The 17,588-nt window shown below is 37.5% G+C and carries 14 protein-coding genes; 7 read left to right on the forward strand and 7 right to left on the reverse strand.

Translation table 11 applies throughout. The features are described from left to right. Positions 1-66: 66 nt before the first annotated feature. Entirely contained in the window at positions 67-777 is a 711-nt protein-coding gene (locus tag J4051_RS00260; protein WP_208231944.1) for a 3'-5' exonuclease, read from the forward strand. Positions 778-1,935: 1,158 nt separating this feature from the next. Here J4051_RS00260 and J4051_RS00265 read toward each other — a convergent pair. The 5 genes from J4051_RS00265 to J4051_RS00285 form a co-directional block, all read right to left on the reverse strand. Continuing rightward, on the reverse strand, positions 1,936-2,589 hold the full coding sequence (locus J4051_RS00265; RefSeq protein ID WP_208231611.1) for a 3-oxoacid CoA-transferase subunit B: 654 nt from the start codon (positions 2,587-2,589) through the stop codon (positions 1,936-1,938). Between the two features lie 129 nt (positions 2,590-2,718). Continuing rightward, positions 2,719-3,420, reverse strand: coding sequence for a CoA transferase subunit A (locus J4051_RS00270; RefSeq protein WP_208231612.1), 702 nt, complete (start codon positions 3,418-3,420; stop codon positions 2,719-2,721). 272 nt (positions 3,421-3,692) lie between these two features. Next, positions 3,693-6,011 (reverse strand): penicillin-binding protein 1A, encoded by a 2,319-nt coding sequence (locus J4051_RS00275; RefSeq protein WP_208231613.1) that lies wholly within the window; start codon positions 6,009-6,011, stop codon positions 3,693-3,695. A gap of 8 nt (positions 6,012-6,019) precedes the next feature. After that, on the reverse strand, positions 6,020-6,508 hold the full coding sequence (locus J4051_RS00280; RefSeq protein ID WP_208231614.1) for a gliding motility lipoprotein GldH: 489 nt from the start codon (positions 6,506-6,508) through the stop codon (positions 6,020-6,022). Next, on the reverse strand, positions 6,498-7,775 hold the full coding sequence (locus tag J4051_RS00285; protein ID WP_208231615.1) for a PSP1 domain-containing protein: 1,278 nt from the start codon (positions 7,773-7,775) through the stop codon (positions 6,498-6,500). Before J4051_RS00285 ends, J4051_RS00280 begins: the two co-directional genes overlap by 11 nt. 320 nt (positions 7,776-8,095) lie before the next feature. Here J4051_RS00285 and J4051_RS00290 point away from each other — a divergent pair, with 320 nt between their 5' ends. After that, on the forward strand, positions 8,096-9,517 hold the full coding sequence (locus tag J4051_RS00290) for a peptidoglycan DD-metalloendopeptidase family protein (RefSeq protein WP_208231616.1): 1,422 nt from the start codon (positions 8,096-8,098) through the stop codon (positions 9,515-9,517). A gap of 91 nt (positions 9,518-9,608) precedes the next feature. Here the strand turns inward: J4051_RS00290 and trhO are convergent, their stop codons facing one another. Beyond that, entirely contained in the window at positions 9,609-10,673 is a 1,065-nt protein-coding gene (trhO, locus tag J4051_RS00295) for an oxygen-dependent tRNA uridine(34) hydroxylase TrhO (RefSeq protein ID WP_208231617.1), read from the reverse strand. Between the two features lie 603 nt (positions 10,674-11,276). On the opposite strand from trhO, the gene recA reads away from it, so the two are divergent. The 4 genes from recA to J4051_RS00315 all read left to right on the forward strand — a co-directional run bounded on the left by recA (position 11,277) and on the right by J4051_RS00315 (position 14,942). After that, positions 11,277-12,293 (forward strand): recombinase RecA, encoded by a 1,017-nt coding sequence (recA, locus tag J4051_RS00300; protein ID WP_208231618.1) that lies wholly within the window; start codon positions 11,277-11,279, stop codon positions 12,291-12,293. A gap of 140 nt (positions 12,294-12,433) precedes the next feature. Continuing rightward, a complete protein-coding gene (locus tag J4051_RS00305) occupies positions 12,434-12,850 on the forward strand; it encodes a hypothetical protein (RefSeq protein WP_208231619.1) in 417 nt (138 codons plus the stop codon). Between the two features lie 22 nt (positions 12,851-12,872). Next, a complete protein-coding gene (locus tag J4051_RS00310; protein ID WP_208231620.1) occupies positions 12,873-13,415 on the forward strand; it encodes an RNA polymerase sigma factor in 543 nt (180 codons plus the stop codon). Beyond that, positions 13,416-14,942, forward strand: coding sequence for a hypothetical protein (locus tag J4051_RS00315; protein WP_208231621.1), 1,527 nt, complete (start codon positions 13,416-13,418; stop codon positions 14,940-14,942). Positions 14,943-15,019: 77 nt separating this feature from the next. Here the strand turns inward: J4051_RS00315 and J4051_RS00320 are convergent, their stop codons facing one another. Then, positions 15,020-15,763 (reverse strand): lysophospholipid acyltransferase family protein, encoded by a 744-nt coding sequence (locus J4051_RS00320; protein ID WP_208231622.1) that lies wholly within the window; start codon positions 15,761-15,763, stop codon positions 15,020-15,022. A gap of 347 nt (positions 15,764-16,110) precedes the next feature. Between J4051_RS00320 and trpS the strand changes: the two genes are divergently transcribed. Beyond that, on the forward strand, positions 16,111-17,079 hold the full coding sequence (gene trpS, locus J4051_RS00325) for a tryptophan--tRNA ligase (protein WP_208231623.1): 969 nt from the start codon (positions 16,111-16,113) through the stop codon (positions 17,077-17,079). The last annotated feature ends 509 nt before the right edge of the window (positions 17,080-17,588 follow it).

Raw genomic sequence — 17,588 nt, forward strand, 5'->3', positions numbered from 1 at the left:
CTTATAAAATTATATTTTTGAATTATAAAATAACTAATAAGATTCCCGCCTTCGCGGGAGTGGATGATGATTAGCAAACTCAATCTTGAAGACATCTTATTTCTGGATATTGAAACGGTTCCAGAAACACGTCATTTCTCAGAATTGGATAAGGTCAAACAAGATCTTTGGGAGCTCAAATCCAAATACCAAAGGGCTGATATTTCAGCAGAAGATTTTTATGAACGTGCAGGGATCTGGGCCGAGTTTGGTAAAATCGTATGTATTTCAGTGGGATATTTCAAATTCCAAGGCGATATTAGGACATTTAGAGTGACCTCTTTCTATGGTGATGAGGTTAAAATTCTTAATGATTTTAAAAATTTAGTCATATCTCATTTCAGTCAAACCAAACATTTGTTGTGCGCCCATAATGGGAAGGAATTTGATTTCCCATATATCGCGAGACGCATGATTATACACAATATCGAATTGCCCTACAAATTGAACCTCTTCGGCAAAAAACCTTGGGAAGTTCCGCATTTGGATACCATGGATTTATGGAAATTTGGTGATTATAAAAACTACACCTCTTTAAAATTATTGACCAACGTGCTCGGTATTCCTTCACCCAAAGATGATATTGATGGTAGCGAAGTTTGCCGAGTGTATTATGAAGATAATGATGTTGACCGTATTGTTATCTATTGTGAAAAAGATACGATTGCAGTAGCACAAATCTTCTTAAGATTGCGTGGGGATTCGATTTTGGACCACAGTGAGATTAAGCATATTTAAATAGTCTCCCGCAGATTTCGCTGATTTGCGCAGAAGGTTTATGTGATAATAATCGATCGATGGTGGAAATCCATCTTGGGCTTTTACTTAAATTTAGAGATATCAAAAAAATCGCTGTAGATAACAAAATTATGCCTTGATGATGACGTAATTAAAATCTCCCGCTGATTTCGCTGATTGGCGTAGAATTTTAAGCGATAATTTGCGATTTGCGATGATATTGAATCTTGGGAATGGGCTTAAACTTAGAGATATTAAAAAGACTTCTTCAGTAAATTCTTAGAATAGACCATATAGAGAATATAATAATAAAATTTCGCAGAGCGTGCGGAAGTACGCAGGTATTTATTTCCGTGACAATCTGTGGAAATTTTTCAATAGAAAGTAGGTTTCTGATGACAAATTTCTCACAAAAAATTCATGCTTTGTCCCTGGGGCGTGGGTTAAAGCATGAATATCTTTTTTGTGAGCATTAAAATACCTTTAAGTAATTTTAATGTTTTTTGAAAGGTCTCAAATAATTTGCTTTCAGATAATGTAGGTTTTGGTAGATTTGGAGCGGTATTCATAAGTCAAAATTTATGGTAGATTTGGGGCTAATCACAAGTTAGGTTTATGGTAAATTTGGTTTAATATGGTTGGTTAATTAGGTTCTGTAAATATGAAACTTTTTTTGAATAAATCAGTTTAAATACATTATTATTCGATGAAATACCTAATTATTTAACATTTAACAATCGTTATTAGGATTAATCTTACAGAAAATTATCATTATTAATCCTCTGGGTTTAATTACAGTCTCATTAACTTGGTCAATCAAGCCTCAAATACACGATTTTACTTTCGCATATATAATATCGCATAACCGACTGAACAATAACCTCATGCGTAGTTCAAACCTCTATAACTCCCCGAAACCTCCTGAATAAACCTTCTCCCTACAACTAATGTCACAAGAATTTCAGAGGAGTTTACTAAATACTATTCATACTATCATTAGGGCTTTCTTAAACGCAAAAAATTTCATCTCTGAAATAATGCTGTTCTCATAACCAAATTTTAAAATGTAATTAGATAAAAAAACCACAAACACACAAATTCCAATGCTGATTGAATTTTGTGTATTTGTGGCCTATATTTCTAAGTGTAGAATATTATTTAAAGGACCATTTCAGGGATATCACCTTCTATGATCAATTTGCCTTCTGTAGCCTTTTTGATATCTTCAACTGATATTCCCGGAGCGCGCTCCAACAATTTAAATCCGTCTTCAGTAACCTCTAAAACGGCCAAATTGGTCACAATTTTTTTAACACAGGCCACTCCCGTAAGGGGTAAACTGCATTTTCTTAGTAATTTGGATTCCCCTGCTTTATTGGTATGCATCATCGCGACAATAATGTTTTGAGCACTGGCGACCAAATCCATGGCACCTCCCATTCCTTTTACCATTTTACCCGGGATTTTCCAATTGGCAATATCACCTTCTTCAGAGACCTCCATAGCGCCTAAAATGGTCAAATCGACATGTTGTCCCCTAATCATGGAGAAACTCAAGGACGAGTCAAAGAAACTGGCTCCTGGCAAGGTAGTGATGGTTTGTTTTCCCGCGTTGATCAGATCTGCGTCTTCTTCCCCTTCCAAAGGAAAAGGCCCCATACCTAAAACGCCATTTTCACTTTGGAATTCAACTTCTATATCGTCTCTTACATAATTGGCAACCAAGGTTGGGATGCCTATGCCTAGGTTGACGTAATACCCATCCTGGACTTCTTGTGCAATACGCTTTGCTATTCCTATTTTGTCTAACATTTTTTTAAAGTTATTTCATTCCCGCGATCCCGATATCTATCGGGAGGGAATCATGAATTTATTGCAATATTTCCTCGTTTTTCAATTCAAAGCTATTTTTTATGAATGAAAAAATCCTAACAATTTTACTTATAACCTCTTTCTAACCGTTAATTGTTCTATCCGCTTTTCGTAATTCTCACCTTGAAAAATACGCTGAACAAATATTCCAGGAATATGGATTTGATTGGGATCCAAGCTTCCAACGGGAACCAGTTCTTCAACCTCAGCAACTGTGATTTTCGCTGAGCCACACATGGCTGGATTAAAATTTCTGGCAGTCCCTTTAAAGATCAAATTACCTGCAGCATCACCTTTCCAAGCTTTGACGAACGCGAAATCCGCCTCAAAAGCTTTTTCCAAGACATACATTTTTCCGTTAAACTCACGGATTTCCTTTCCTTCCGCTACCTCCGTACCGTATCCGGCTGGGGTGAAAAAGGCCGGAAAGCCTGATTGTGCAGCTCTACAGCGTTCTACTAATGTGCCTTGCGGCACTAGTTCCACATCCAACTCGCCACTGAGCATTTGCCGTTCAAATTCGTCATTTTCGCCTACATAAGAAGAAATCATCTTTTTGATTTGGCGCTTGTGCAATAACAAACCCAAGCCAAAATCATCTACGCCAGCATTATTGGAAATGCAGGTGAGTCCTTTCACGTTCATTTTGACCAAATTATTGATGGCGTTTTCAGGAATCCCACAAAGCCCGAAACCACCCACCATAAGGGTCATATCATCTTTTACCCCTTGCATGGCTTCCGTAACGTTAGCTACTTTTTTATTAATCATGAGTACTTTTTTTAGGAGTTTTAAAATTACGAAATTAAATAGTCAATCTAAAATGATTTGATTTTGTTGATGGTGTGACTATTGTAAGTTTGAACTTATTTATCTCTAAATGTATTTAAAGGCCAAGACGAATCAAAAAACTATTAGATTTGAATGTATTTGACTTACAGATACTTCTATCACATTTCTAAATTTCATCAATTCTCAACCATAAAAAAAACGGTAATGAAAGTTTACCGTTTTTAATTCTTAAAATTGAGGTCAAGAAGGTCTTAAAAATCCAAACGGTCATCAATACCATCAGTATCGGATGAAGTGTCTTCCACTATCTTGCTGCAATCTACATTTATCGAAAGATTGGCCGGACGCTCAAATTCCGCTGTGGAAACGTCAAGATCCTTATCAGCATAGCATTTTTTCATATAAAGTCCCCAAATTGGCAAGGCCATGGAAGCGCCTTGTCCATAGGCAAGACTTCTAAAACGGGTGGCACGCTCTTCACCGCCAACCCAAACCCCGGTGACCAAATTGGGCACCATGCCAATAAACCAACCATCACTTTGATTTTGTGTAGTCCCAGTTTTACCTGCAATTGGGTTTGTAAGAGCATAAGGATAACCAGTCATGATTTCCTTGTAGACAGGATTCCATTTTTCAGCACCTACCGTTCTTAAACGACCTCCTGAACCGGATTGTGTGACCCCTTCCAACAGATTCGTAGTCACATAAGCCACCTCTTCACTCAATACATCTCTTGTTTCTGGAGTAAATTGGTAAAGAACGGTGCCATTTTTATCTTCAATACGCATCACCATCACCGGCTTGGTATAAACACCTTTATTGGCAAATGTGGCATATGCTGCAACCATCTCATAAACGCTCAAATCTGGTGTTCCCAATCCAATGGCAGGAACTGGAGGGATTTCAGATTCAATCCCTAAGTTTTTTGCCATATCAATAACAGGCTGAGGCCCAACCTTATCCATCAAACGCGCTGTAATGGTATTCACCGAATTTGCCAAAGCATTTTTTAATGTTTTAAAGCCACCATATTTCCTGTCAGAATTGTCAGGACTCCAAGGCAATGGATTTCCAAATTTACCTGCTTCAATGGTGATTTTAGTGTTTGGAAACGTATCACAAGGCGATAAATGCAATTGGTCAATAGCCGTAGCATATACAAACGGCTTGAAGGTAGAACCTACCTGGCGTTTACCTTGTTTCACATGATCATATTGAAAATGTCTATAATTGATACCGCCAACCCAAGCCTTTACGTGGCCTGTTTGAGGCTCCATGGACATCATACCAGCATGTAGGAATGATTTGTAATAACGCATGGAATCTGCGGGTTTCATAATCGTATCGATTTCACCTTTCCAAGAAAATACGGTCATTGGTGTGGGTACATCAAATGATGCCAAAATTTCGTTTTCACTCTTGCCATTGGCTTTCATTTTTCGCCAGCGTTCAGATTGACGCATACTTCTGTTAAGAAGACCTGTAATTTCATCAGGTTTTAAATCTAAAAATGGTGCCGTTTTATTTCGATCAGGGGTGTTTTGATGAAAAAACTCAGCTTGTAATCGTGCCATGTGTTCATGAACGGCGTCTTCAGCATATTGCTGCATACGGGAATCTATGGTCGTATAAATTTTTAGACCATCATCATATAAACTATAAAGTCCGGTACCATCTGGTTTTGGATTGTTTCTAATCCAATCTTTCATGAACTCGGTAAGATAAGCCCTAAAATAAGTTGCCAGGCCTTCACGATGGGATTCAGGTGTGTAACGCAATCCTAAATCGAGTTTCTTAAGGGAGTCATTCACATTCTCGGTGATATAATCGTATTTTTCGAGTTGGTTCAAGACCACATTTCTTCTGTTTCTGGTGCCTTCTGGATTACGTGTTGGCCTTGGATTATAAAGTGATGAGTTTTTAAACATCCCAACCAACATTGCCGATTCCATAATCTCCAAATTCATCGGCTCTTTACCAAAATAAATTCTGGCAGCACTACGGATACCGGCAGCATTATTCCCAAAATCATAGATATTGAAGTACATGGCAATTATTTCCTCCTTGGTATACTGACGTTCCAAACGGATGGCAATGATCCATTCCTTTGCTTTTTGGGTGATTCTACCCAAAATGTCCTTTGAACCTTCTCCATGAAATAATTGTTTTGCCAATTGCTGTGAGATCGTACTGGCGCCACCCCCCTTTCCTAAGGTAAATATAGCTCTTAACGTGCCTCTAGCATCAATTCCGGAATGTTCTTTATACCGCACATCTTCAGTAGCAATTAACGCATCAACTAAATGTTGGGGCAAGTCTGAATATTCTACTGGAGTACGGTTGTCATTATGATATATTTTTGCAATTAATTCGCCATCTGAAGAAATAATTTCAGTAGCCAAATTGGTCGTCGGATTTTCCAATCGCGTATGATCTGGCATTTCACCAAAAACACCCCATGAAGCCAAGAAAAACACCAAAACAACGAATAATACGCCTCCTAAAATGGTCATCCAAAACCATCTGATATATTTGGAAAAACTTTGAGTTTCTGCTTTCTTTTTTGCCATAATCTAAATTAATTCGTTGCAGGTTCTATTCTGAAGCCCACGTCTGTAATACCTTCTAAGTTATCAACGCCGTTAACCTCACCATTATTACGCATGGCGTGCTGAATGGTGATCGTATATTCTCCAACCTCATCAAACCTCACCGCTTCCCTATACCATAATTTATTCTCCTTAACATCTGTAAATCCTTCGCCCATCAGTGTTCCATCGGGTTTTGCCATTTGGTATTCCAAAGTATCCTTAATGGTTTTCCCGTGTGGAAAATTAATTTCAGCAATCAAAAATAAATTGCTGAACTTATAATCACTGGTATTTCTAATGTTGATAAACAGATTGTAAAGATTTGTTGAATCTGGAGGCGTCATCGAAAAGGAAATCAAACTGTCTTTGTTCCATTGATTGGGCACGGATTTATATTCGTCAAAAATTTGATTGGAATCGCAGCTGTATACCAAAAGTACAGTTGTCAAAAGTATCCAAGAAAATTTATTTGGCATCGTTGGGATTGGATTTATTCGGGTTTGGTTTTCTGCGTTTATTCTGACTTGATTTTTGAGTCTGTTTGTGTTGAGGCTTCTTGGCTTCACCACCTTGCTTTTGCACCTCTGGTCTTTTAGTTCCGCTTTTCGTATTTCTATTTTTAGTATTCCTGCGTTTGTTCTTGCGTTTTGGAGTATCAAAACGTGTCAAACTATCCTGACCAACCACATTTTCAAAGTCAGATTTCACGTCTTCAATCAATTCTGACGCATAGTCTTCAAGGCTGGCAACCTTTTCCTTTTTCTTATTTAAAGCAATAATTTCATTGGCCTGATCTGTTGTCAGTTTGTGCCAATTCATCCATTCGCCTTCATAAGCAAACCACATGAACCCTCTAAAAATATCTGTTTTTTGACAAACTGCAGTCCCTTTTTCAGTATAGAGTTTGACATCCATTTTAGGGAAGTCCTTTAGGGCATCCAAATAGGAGTCCAATTCATAGTTTAAGCAACATTTCAACTTACCGCATTGGCCCGCTAGTTTTAACGGATTCAAAGATAATTGCTGATATCGTGCCGCCGAGGTACTGACCGATCTAAAGTCTGTCAACCATGTAGAACAACACAATTCGCGTCCGCAAGACCCAATCCCCCCAAGACGTGCGGCTTCTTGACGAAAACCTACTTGTTTCATTTCTATCCGGGTACGAAATTCCTTGGCAAACAATTTTATCAATTCCCTAAAATCAACGCGTTCTTCCGCAGTATAATAAAAGGTAGCTTTACTGGCATCTCCTTGATATTCGATGTCGGAGATCTTCATTTGCAACTTTAAATCAATGGCAAATTGGCGCGCTTTGACCTTCATCGGCTCCTCCTTATCGCGTGCATCAGACCATACGTCAATATCACGCTGAGATGCTTTTCGGTAGATTTTTAAAACCTTTTCTTCATCATCAAGTTTAACGTGTTTACGTTTCATTTGTATCCTCACCAATTCTCCGGTAAGCGTAACCATACCAATATCATGACCAGATTGTGCCTGTGTGGCTACTACATCACCAATACTTAGCGTTAAATTTTCTGTGTTTTTATAATATTCTTTACGTCCATTTTTAAAACGTACTTCGACACCGATAAAAGGCTCTTCACCTTGCGGTAGAGACATGTTGGCCAACCAATCAAAAACAGTTAATTTATTGCAGCTATCTGTGCCACAGGTACCATTGTTCTTGCATCCTTTTGGTTGTCCATCCTTTCCGGTTGAGCAACTGTTACAACTCATGTTATGTTATATATATAATTCGTTTAGTAACGAATGAGGATTAATAAATTATGTCTTTGCACACTATAAAATTTTATTTTCGTAAAACTACAAAGCCATCTTTTTTTAAAACGTAAAGATAAGATTATTTATTTCAGTTATATAATTGAAAATCATGTAACTGATTGAAAACTTATAAAATATTATAATAGGCTTTATAGCAACATATTACAGTTAATTTTATACATTTATAATTGACTTACTGAAAAACTTGTCGATTTTCATGCTCACATTTTATTATGATTTCGATGTCTTTTAAATAACCAATAAATAACCGCATTATGAAAATTAACTCTACACTACTGATTTTATTTAGTTTTTTATTATGTTCAGTTGATTCCTATTCTCAGGACATTTCTTCCACCGTTACCGGAGGCGAATATAAATTTAATGAAAACAAAACACAATGTTTGACGGATGAACAACGCAAAGAAGTCCTCAATGATATTAAATCAAATATCTCCCTCTTAAAATCCCAAAACAGATTGGCTCATAATGAGGCACAAAAACGCGCGCCTTCAACGCTATTTAGTTGGCCAGTAAAAATGAAAGATGGCGCTCCATACAATGATGTTTGGGCCATTTCCAATTATGTTGATCATAACGCCGAGTTTCCAAATAAACTCTTGGACTATAATTGCGGAAGCAAAACATACGATACTAATGACGGCTACAACCACATGGGTGTGGATATTTTTACCTGGCCATTTTCATGGAAAATGATGGATAATGACGAGGCAGAGATTATAGCTGCTGCCCCTGGCCAAATTATTTCAATAGGGAGAACACAATCTGATAGAAGCTGTTCCTTCAATTCGAATCAATGGAATGGCGTATATGTGCAACACGCCGATGGGAGTGTGGCGCTTTATGGCCACATGAAGCAAGGTTCACCTACCTCAAAAACTGTTGGAGATACCGTAGAACGCGGGGAATATCTTGGGATTATTGGAAGTTCGGGGAATTCTACAGGGCCACATTTACATTTTGAGGTATATTCAGAGGTTGAATTAAATGGTGTAGGACAGGATGTGTTGGTAGATCCGTACAAAGGTGATTGCAACAACATGAACACCGATTCTTGGTGGCAAGAACAAAAGCCATATGTCAATCCAAATATTAATGCCGTCTTGACACATTCAGCACCTCCAATATTTCCTGACTGCCCAGATCAAGAAACCACGAATGAAAAAAATGAATTTGCACCTGGTGAAAAGGTTCATCTCGCGGTTTATTTAAGAGATCAACTTGCGGGATCAAAGATTAATCTGAGAGTTTTAAGACCAAATGGAACCGTATACAATAATTGGGACTTTAGCTTAACGGCGAACTACTCCAGTTCCTATTGGTACTGGATCATTAATGCGCCTGCCCTGCCTGGCGAATGGACGTGGCGTGCCACCTACCAAGGCCAAATTGTGGATCACAAATTCACAGTGGGCACATTGAGTGTTGATAACTCTGAATTTGACGCTATTACCGTATATCCAAACCCATTTAATGACGTGGTTAACATTCAATCCAATAGCCTTGTCAAAAAAGCGTCTGTAATGGATATTCTTGGAAAAACAGTGATGACCAAAACTAATGGTGTAGAAAGCATCAAAGAAATAAATTTTCAATCGTTGTCAAAAGGTTTATACTTTTTAAAATTGGAGGGCATCAACAATGAACAAAAGACTATTAAGTTGATTAAAGAATAATAAAATCACTTCATAGGGTTCAGTCGAGATCTAAAAAATATTCTCGACTGAACTCCAATGGATACCACACTCATTAAACTCCTTGTGGCTTTTATTTATTTAGAATTTCAAAGATATTCCTCAAGTCTTGTTTGTAGGGCAAATGGTCTGCACGTCCTTTTTTAAAGATATCATTGCTATTCCCCTGGCCTTTCCGAAGCTCCTTTTGTTCTTCATAGGGCAAATTATGAACTTCCATGCAAGTTGTCGAGCAGCAGTTGTCCATTTTTTCCTTACACGCTTCACACTGGATAAAAAGCAGATGACAAGCATCATTGGCACAATTGGTATGCAAATCGGCAGGCGCCCCACATTGGTGGCAATGTGCAATGACATCTTCAGAAATACGTTCTGAGCGACGTTGATCAAACACAAAATTCTTTCCAATAAATTTATTTTCTAAGCCTTTTTCATTGATCTGTCTCACGTAATTGATGATACCACCATCTAATTGAAAAACATTTTTGAAGCCTTTGTGTTTATAGTAGGCACTTGCTTTTTCGCAACGAATACCTCCAGTACAATACATGACCAAATTTTTATCTTCTTTATGGTCTTTTAAATCTTCTTCAATAATGTCCAAAGATTCTCTAAAGGTATCCACGTCTGGTGTAACAGCATTTTTAAAATGACCAATTTCACTTTCATAATGGTTTCTCATATCCACCAAAACCGTATTCTCATCTTCAATAAGCTCATTGAATCGTTCAGCATTGACATGAACGCCAATGTCAGTCACATCAAAAGTAGCATCATTCAATCCGTCAGCGACGATCTTATCCCGCACCTTGATTTTTAGTTTTAAAAACGCAAAATTATCATGCTCAATGGCAATATTGAGTCGCACATTCTCTAAAAATGAAATACTGTCCAAATGGGATTTAAAGGCACTAAAATGATCTGCTGGAATAGACAACTGGGCGTTGATACCTTCATGAGCCACATAAATCCGACCAAGAACGTCGAGATCGTTCCAGGCTAAAAATAAATGATTTCTAAGAGTTTCTGGATTGCCAATTTTGGCATAGGCATAGAAAGAGATGGTCAGACGGTCTTTTCCCGCTTGCTCAATGAGTTCTGCTCTTTCTTTAGCGCTTAAGTTATTGTACAGTTGCATGCTATACTAATTTTTTAAGGTTAAAGTGGGGCAAAGATAATAAAATAGTTTTCAGAGTTTGGAGTTTAGGGTTCAAAATTCAGGGTTTCGAGTTTGGAATTTGGAATTTGGAATTTGGCAGTGAAAAATTTGAGGAATTAGGCATGAAATATTAGGTATTAGACGCCAGTTCTGAGAAAATCTGCGGGAAATTTATTGAGCACTGGTCACCTGTCATCCTCTTCAAAATAAAAAAGCACCAAAGATTCCATCTCAGGTGCTTTTTCGAGGACTAACTCGTTAATACTATTTTTTAAATTCCATTTATAAAATAGTTAACGAGCTAACCTCCATCGGATTTACAATTACCATTCAAACAGACGGCAATTGAAACGCCCAATGCGCTGTTAAAAATAATTTTCTTAAAAAATTTCATCTGTTACATTTTAAAGGTTATTAAAAGTCAGATGAAAGTTGTCACTCATAAAGTGACCCATTTCATAGCAAGATTTTCCAATCCTATTAGGTAGATGCGCAAACAATAAAAAGGTTGCGTCATAAAGATTCTTAAGATGAAAAAAAGTCGTATTTTAGCTTCAATAAAAATTAGAAAAAGAACGACAAATGAGTAGTGAAAAAGACGCAAAATTAAAAGCCCTAAAACTGACGTTAGATAAGTTAGATAAAGCCTATGGCAAAGGGACAGTAATGAAAATGAGTGACCAAGCTGTGGTGGATGTGGAGGCTATTTCTTCAGGTTCGTTAGGTTTGGATATTGCATTGGGTGTTGGTGGTTATCCCCGGGGTAGGGTTATTGAAATATACGGACCAGAATCTTCTGGTAAAACAACCTTAGCGTTGCACGCTATTGCCGAGGCCCAAAAAACTGGTGGGATTGCTGCATTTATTGATGCTGAGCACGCCTTCGACAGAACTTATGCTGAAAACTTACATGTAGATTTAGAAAACCTGATTATTTCCCAACCTGATAATGGAGAACAAGCCTTGGAAATTGCGGATAACTTAATCCGCTCTGGGGCGATAGATATTGTGGTGATAGATTCTGTTGCGGCATTGACTCCAAAAAGTGAGATTGAAGGTGAAATGGGCGATTCAAAAATGGGTCTTCATGCACGGTTAATGTCTCAAGCTTTAAGAAAACTGACAGGCTCCATCAGCAAAACCAATTGTACAGTGATCTTCATTAACCAATTACGCGAGAAAATTGGGGTGATGTTTGGGAATCCTGAAACAACAACTGGAGGTAATGCCTTGAAATTCTATGCTTCTGTGAGATTGGACATCAGACGTTCTACCCAAATTAAGGAAACTGACGGTAGTGTAACTGGTAATAAAACTCGTGTTAAAGTGGTGAAGAATAAAGTAGCACCACCTTTTAAAATGGCTGAGTTTGATATCATGTATGGTGAAGGAATTTCTAAAGTTGGAGAGATTTTGGACATTGCCGTTGAAAATGAAATCGTAAAGAAGAGCGGTTCATGGTTCAGCTACGGAGAGACAAAATTAGGGCAAGGTAGAGATGCCGTTAAAGCCTTAATAAAAGACAATCCAGAACTTATGGATGAATTGGAAGCTAAGGTTAGAGCAATCGCCAAAGCAGCTACTTCTGGTGAAGATTAAAATAGATCATTTGGTGCTGTTATGTAGCGTAAATAAAAAAATCCCTCAAAAAAGGGATTTTTTTATTTTATGACGCAACCTTTAGGATTAATACGCATCTACATTATGAAAAAGAAAATATATCCTAAATCAAAATTTTTATGAAAAAGTTAGTTCTTTTATGTGTTGTACTATTATCATTGGCATCGTGTAGTATTGATGATTCCAATGATTTTTATAATGAAATACTTCCGATAGAAAGCGTTGTGATTCCTGAAGAATTTGTCCTTGGTGAGGTTTATCCTATCACCGTGAAATACATTCGCCCTTCTGGATGTTATGTCTTCTATGATTTTTACTACACCCGCGAATTGAATCAACGTACTGTTGCGGTTGTCAATTCAGTGTTTCCAAATCAAAATTGTGGACTTTCAGAAGAAGCAGAAGTTGAAGCTACATTCAATTTTAAGGTGACCAGTAATGGGACTTATGTATTTAAATTTTGGCAAGGTAAGGATGATAGCGGAACAGATTTATATTATATTGTAGAAGTGCCTGTTGTGGACCCTGAATCATAAATGAAACACTAATACTATAACTGTGAGTTTAGAACAACTCATTATCAATTGTAAAAAAAACGATGCTAAAGCTCAAAGCCAGATATACAAGCTCTTTTCGGGTAAATTGTTTTCGCTTTGCCTTAAGTATTCAAAAAACTATGCAGAGGCACAAGACAATCTGCAGGACTCTTTTGTGACCATTTTTAAAAAGATTGATCAGTTTAGTCATAAAGGTTCTTTGGAAGGTTGGATGAAACGTATTACCATCAACACAGCACTTCAGCGTTATAGGAGCGTAGGCGTTTTTGATCTTGTCAATGAGGATCAAATAGAGGATGTCGCCGTTGAAATCGATGACGAAGACATAAGTCTCGATTTTCTGTTAGGCATCATTCAGGAATTGCCCGATAGATATAGATTGGTGTTCAACCTTTACGTTTTAGACGATTATTCGCATCAAGAAATAGCTGACATGTTAGATATTTCAACGGGAACTTCAAAATCAAACCTTTCACGGGCGCGGGTGATTTTAAAAGAGAAAATAGAACATTATAAAATGCAAGACCATTCACAAAGTTTATAAATGAATGATAAAAAACATATAGACCGCCTCTTTCAGGAGAAATTCAAAAATTTTGAAGCCACTCCTGATGATGCCGTGTGGGAGAATATCCACAATGCACTGCATAAAGATAAACGCAAACGTCGCGTTATTCCTTTATGGTGGTTTGCAGCTGGTGTTGCTGCTATGTTGGTATTGCTGTTGACCGTTGGCAATATTTTTAATAGTGGTGAAGGATTTAATAATCCTGAAAACAATGTGGTCGGTACAGAAAATACGGAAGGGGCTTCTGAAACTACTAGAACAATAGTTATTGATGACACTAAAAACAATTCAAGTGATAGTGATCCTTCAAATATAATGGCAAATACTGAGCAATCTGAAAATACTGGCGATAATTCCGAAAATGACATTCAAAAAAAGAAAGCAAACGATCACGATAAAACAGCTAATCAAATAGCAAACGAGAACCCTGGTAGCAGTACTACCAATCCATCCAATTCTCAAGATGAAGTGGATCTCACTAAAAATAACAAATCGCCTGTTTCAAACATCAAAGAAGAAACTGTCGCAAAAAACACCCCAAATCTATCTGATCTTAATCAGAAAGCCACAGAACCAGATAACGTAAGGAACAAAGCTCTCTTGGAAACTAAAAAAGATCAAGCTCAAATAGCCAAGGTTACCGATCAGAACAATTCAAAAGAATTAGAAACACTCAAAGAAAATAAAGATAATATCGCTTTAATCAAAGAGCAAGAAAGTATTGAAGAGGCTATTGCCAAAGCCAATTCGACAAATGAAGAAGAAAAAGAAGAGCAACCAAACAGGTGGAACATTACCCCAAATGTGGCACCTGTTTATTTTAACAGTTTAGGAAAAGGGTCTACTATTTCCAGTCAATTTGTAAATAACAGCAAAAGCGGCGAAGTCAATATGAGTTATGGCATTAATGGTAGTTACGCTATCAATGATAAGATAAAAATTAGAGCCGGAATCAACAAGGTGGCTTTGGGCTATAGTACCGATGGCGTAATTGCCTTTAAGGACATTAATAGTTTTAATGGAGGCTCAGGCGGAAAAGAATTAGATAACATCAATTTCACGAGCCAGCGAAAAGCAGATGCATATATGAGTACTTCCAACATCAATTCAGATTCGGCACCACAGTTTATGGTCTCCAACGTTAACGGTGCACTAGAGCAGCAGTTTGGATATATTGAAGTGCCTTTGGAAGTGGAATACAGCCTCATCGATAGCAAGTTTGGACTGAACGTCATTGGAGGATTTAGCACGCTTTTTCTTAATGGCAATGAAGTTTATACCGTTTTAAACAATGAAAGATCACTATTAGGCGAAGCAAATAACATTAATAGTACGAGTTATAGTGCCAATTTCGGATTAGGCTTTAACTATAACATATCACATACCCTTAAACTAAATCTTGAGCCGATGTTCAAGTATCAAATAAACACATTTACCAATACTTCAGGTGATTTTAGACCCTATTTTATTGGTGTTTACACAGGATTTAGTTTTAAGTTTTAGATTTTTTAGTTGGTTAGATAGTTATTGCAAGTATGCAATAATGATAAAAAAGCTGCTCTGTGCCAAGGGCGGCTTTTCTATTTTTTATGATAGACCAATAATTGTTCAAGTATAATAGTTCTTGCCTCTTCATTCAAGGCTTTTGCATCCTTTGAAGTGAGACCTTCCGTACTCAAAAACTTGTGGACTTTAACGCGCATCTTCCCAGGTCCTCCACTGAAAAGGACATACGAGAAGCGCTCTTTATTATCCGCAAAAGTCATTGGGACAATTGGGATTTGATGGTTGATAGCCAATCGGAACGCACCATCCTTAAACTCATCTAAAACCATAGATGTATCATCTGGCACACCGCCTTCTGGAAAAATACAGATGCTCAAACCTTGTTTCAGTCGTTTTTGGGCCCTTAAAAAAACGGCTCTTCGGCTTTTTTCAGAGCCTCTATCCACCAAAATACAGGTGCGCTTATAGAAAAATCCAAAAAGAGGAATTTTGGCCAATTCTGCCTTGCCTACAAATACAAAGGGGTTCTTAGCACTTATCAACATCAACATGATGTCCGCCATTGAGGTATGATTGGCAATAAACATATAGCTTTTATTAGGGTCTATGGGTTCTTCTCTTTTAATGATCCATCTAAAACTCATGCCTATTAAAATGGTTTTCGCCCATAACTGGGCTAATTTAAAGAAATATGGATACCATGACTCCTTTAAGATAGAGAGCACTAAAATTGGAAACAATAGGAGGATTGGTAAGGTTACTAAGACGTAAAACCAAATGCGGTAGAGGATCCAGAAGGGGTATTTCAACAATTTCATCGCCTCAAAACTAATTAATTTAATTGAGCTATGGTATCAAAGAGCCTAACAGTCTTCCCATAGAATCCAATCAAGCTAAAAGGAAATTCCTGCCTACGCAGGAATTGGTTTTAAAATTTTCATCGCCTCAAACTAATTAATTTAATTGAGCTATTGTATCAAAGAACCTAACAGTATTCCCATAGAATCCAATCAAACTAAAAGGAGATTCCTGCCTACGCAGGAATTGATTTTAAAATTTTCATCGGCTTAAAACTAATTAATTTAATTGAGCTATTGTTTGAAAAAAATTACCTTTGCAACTCGTTGAACAATTAAAAAAGATCCCTGCCTGCGCAGGGAATGTTATGGCAAGAATACTTACAGGCATACAAAGTACCGGTACCCCACATTTAGGAAATATTTTAGGCGCGATCATGCCGGCAATCGACATGGCGAATGACAGTAAAAACAATTCGTTCCTATTTATTGCAGATATGCATTCCTTAACCCAAATAAAGGATGCTGACACCCTACGTTACAATACCCATAGTGTTGCGGCAACTTGGTTGGCATTCGGTTTGGATATTGACAAAGTGGTGTTTTACCGTCAAAGTGACGTGCCTCAAACAACAGAGCTGTCTTGGTATTTAAGCTGCTTCTTTCCTTACCAACGTTTGATGCTTGCGCACAGTTTTAAAGACAAAGCGGACCGACTTGAGGACGTAAATGCAGGTTTATTCACCTATCCAATGTTAATGGCTGCTGATATTTTATTATATGATGCCGAAATTATTCCGGTAGGAAAAGACCAATTGCAACATATTGAAATGACTCGTGATGTGGCTTCTCGTTTTCACGCTAAATTGGGCGAAACATTTGTGATGCCTAAAGGTAAAATTCAAGAAAACACCATGCTTGTTCCCGGAACCGACGGTACCAAAATGAGCAAAAGCAACAACAATTTCATCAATATATTTTTACCTGAAAAGCAATTACGCAAGCAAATTATGTCCATTGAAACGGATAGCACGCCATTGGAAGATCCAAAGGATTGGAGTAAATGTAATTGTTTTGCAATTTATAGTTTATTGGCTTCTGATGAAGAAACTCAAACCATGAAGCAGAATTACGAGCAAGGCAATTATGGCTACGGACATGCCAAACAAGCTTTATATGAATTGATCCTTTCAAAATTTGAAACGCCTCGCAACCGTTATCATTATTATATGACCCATTTGGACGAAATTGATAAAGCGCTTGCGGTTGGTGCTGAAAAGGCTAAAATTGTTGCTGATGAGGTATTGGGACGGGTTCGTAAGAAATTGGGGTATTAGTTGCCGAGACCTGTCAGGTTTTTAAAACCTGACAGGTCTCAATTGTTATTTTTTATTTTTCATGTATTAAGATTATTATCCTTTTGTGCGCAAAGATCATGTCCTCTGAACCTAAAAATTTTCCGTGCCCAAACGTTAGTCGAATTCTTCCGTCATTGAGCTCTCACTGAAACTTAATTCCACCTTCCATTGAGAGGGAAGGAATTTGAAAATGGTCTTAATATTCTTAGTAATAGAAAATCAAAACTTCTCCTCCTTTTAAAGGAGGAGTGGCTTCTGCTTCAGAAAAGAAGGAGAAGACGAGGTGGTTGTACCCTCGTCAAGAATTATTTAGTCTTGCCAAAACCATCACTGAAGAACCTAAAATCAATCTGATCTCATCTTGACAAGCTCAACGGAAATCACAGGAATTAATTTAACCCTTCCGTCTTTGAGCTCTCTATGGAGCCAAATCCACCTTCCCTTGAGAGGGAAGGAATTTACAAAACAGTCGTAATATTCTGAGAAAT

The sequence above is a fragment of the Gelidibacter pelagius genome, from assembly GCF_017581925.1.
In the GTDB taxonomy this organism is placed as follows: domain Bacteria; phylum Bacteroidota; class Bacteroidia; order Flavobacteriales; family Flavobacteriaceae; genus Gelidibacter; species Gelidibacter pelagius.

What these genes read in the sequence shown, in the direction of transcription:
- J4051_RS00260 (WP_208231944.1), top strand. Translation starts at nt 67, where the DNA reads ATGATTAGCAAACTCAATCTTGAAGACATCTTATTTCTGGATATTGAA.
- J4051_RS00265 (WP_208231611.1), bottom strand. Translation starts at nt 2,589, where the DNA reads ATGTTAGACAAAATAGGAATAGCAAAGCGTATTGCACAAGAAGTCCAG.
- J4051_RS00270 (WP_208231612.1), bottom strand. Translation starts at nt 3,420, where the DNA reads ATGATTAATAAAAAAGTAGCTAACGTTACGGAAGCCATGCAAGGGGTA.
- J4051_RS00275 (WP_208231613.1), bottom strand. Translation starts at nt 6,011, where the DNA reads ATGGCAAAAAAGAAAGCAGAAACTCAAAGTTTTTCCAAATATATCAGA.
- J4051_RS00280 (WP_208231614.1), bottom strand. Translation starts at nt 6,508, where the DNA reads ATGCCAAATAAATTTTCTTGGATACTTTTGACAACTGTACTTTTGGTA.
- J4051_RS00285 (WP_208231615.1), bottom strand. Translation starts at nt 7,775, where the DNA reads ATGAGTTGTAACAGTTGCTCAACCGGAAAGGATGGACAACCAAAAGGA.
- J4051_RS00290 (WP_208231616.1), top strand. Translation starts at nt 8,096, where the DNA reads ATGAAAATTAACTCTACACTACTGATTTTATTTAGTTTTTTATTATGT.
- trhO (WP_208231617.1), bottom strand. Translation starts at nt 10,673, where the DNA reads ATGCAACTGTACAATAACTTAAGCGCTAAAGAAAGAGCAGAACTCATT.
- recA (WP_208231618.1), top strand. Translation starts at nt 11,277, where the DNA reads ATGAGTAGTGAAAAAGACGCAAAATTAAAAGCCCTAAAACTGACGTTA.
- J4051_RS00305 (WP_208231619.1), top strand. Translation starts at nt 12,434, where the DNA reads ATGAAAAAGTTAGTTCTTTTATGTGTTGTACTATTATCATTGGCATCG.
- J4051_RS00315 (WP_208231621.1), top strand. Translation starts at nt 13,416, where the DNA reads ATGAATGATAAAAAACATATAGACCGCCTCTTTCAGGAGAAATTCAAA.
- J4051_RS00320 (WP_208231622.1), bottom strand. Translation starts at nt 15,763, where the DNA reads ATGAAATTGTTGAAATACCCCTTCTGGATCCTCTACCGCATTTGGTTT.
- trpS (WP_208231623.1), top strand. Translation starts at nt 16,111, where the DNA reads ATGGCAAGAATACTTACAGGCATACAAAGTACCGGTACCCCACATTTA.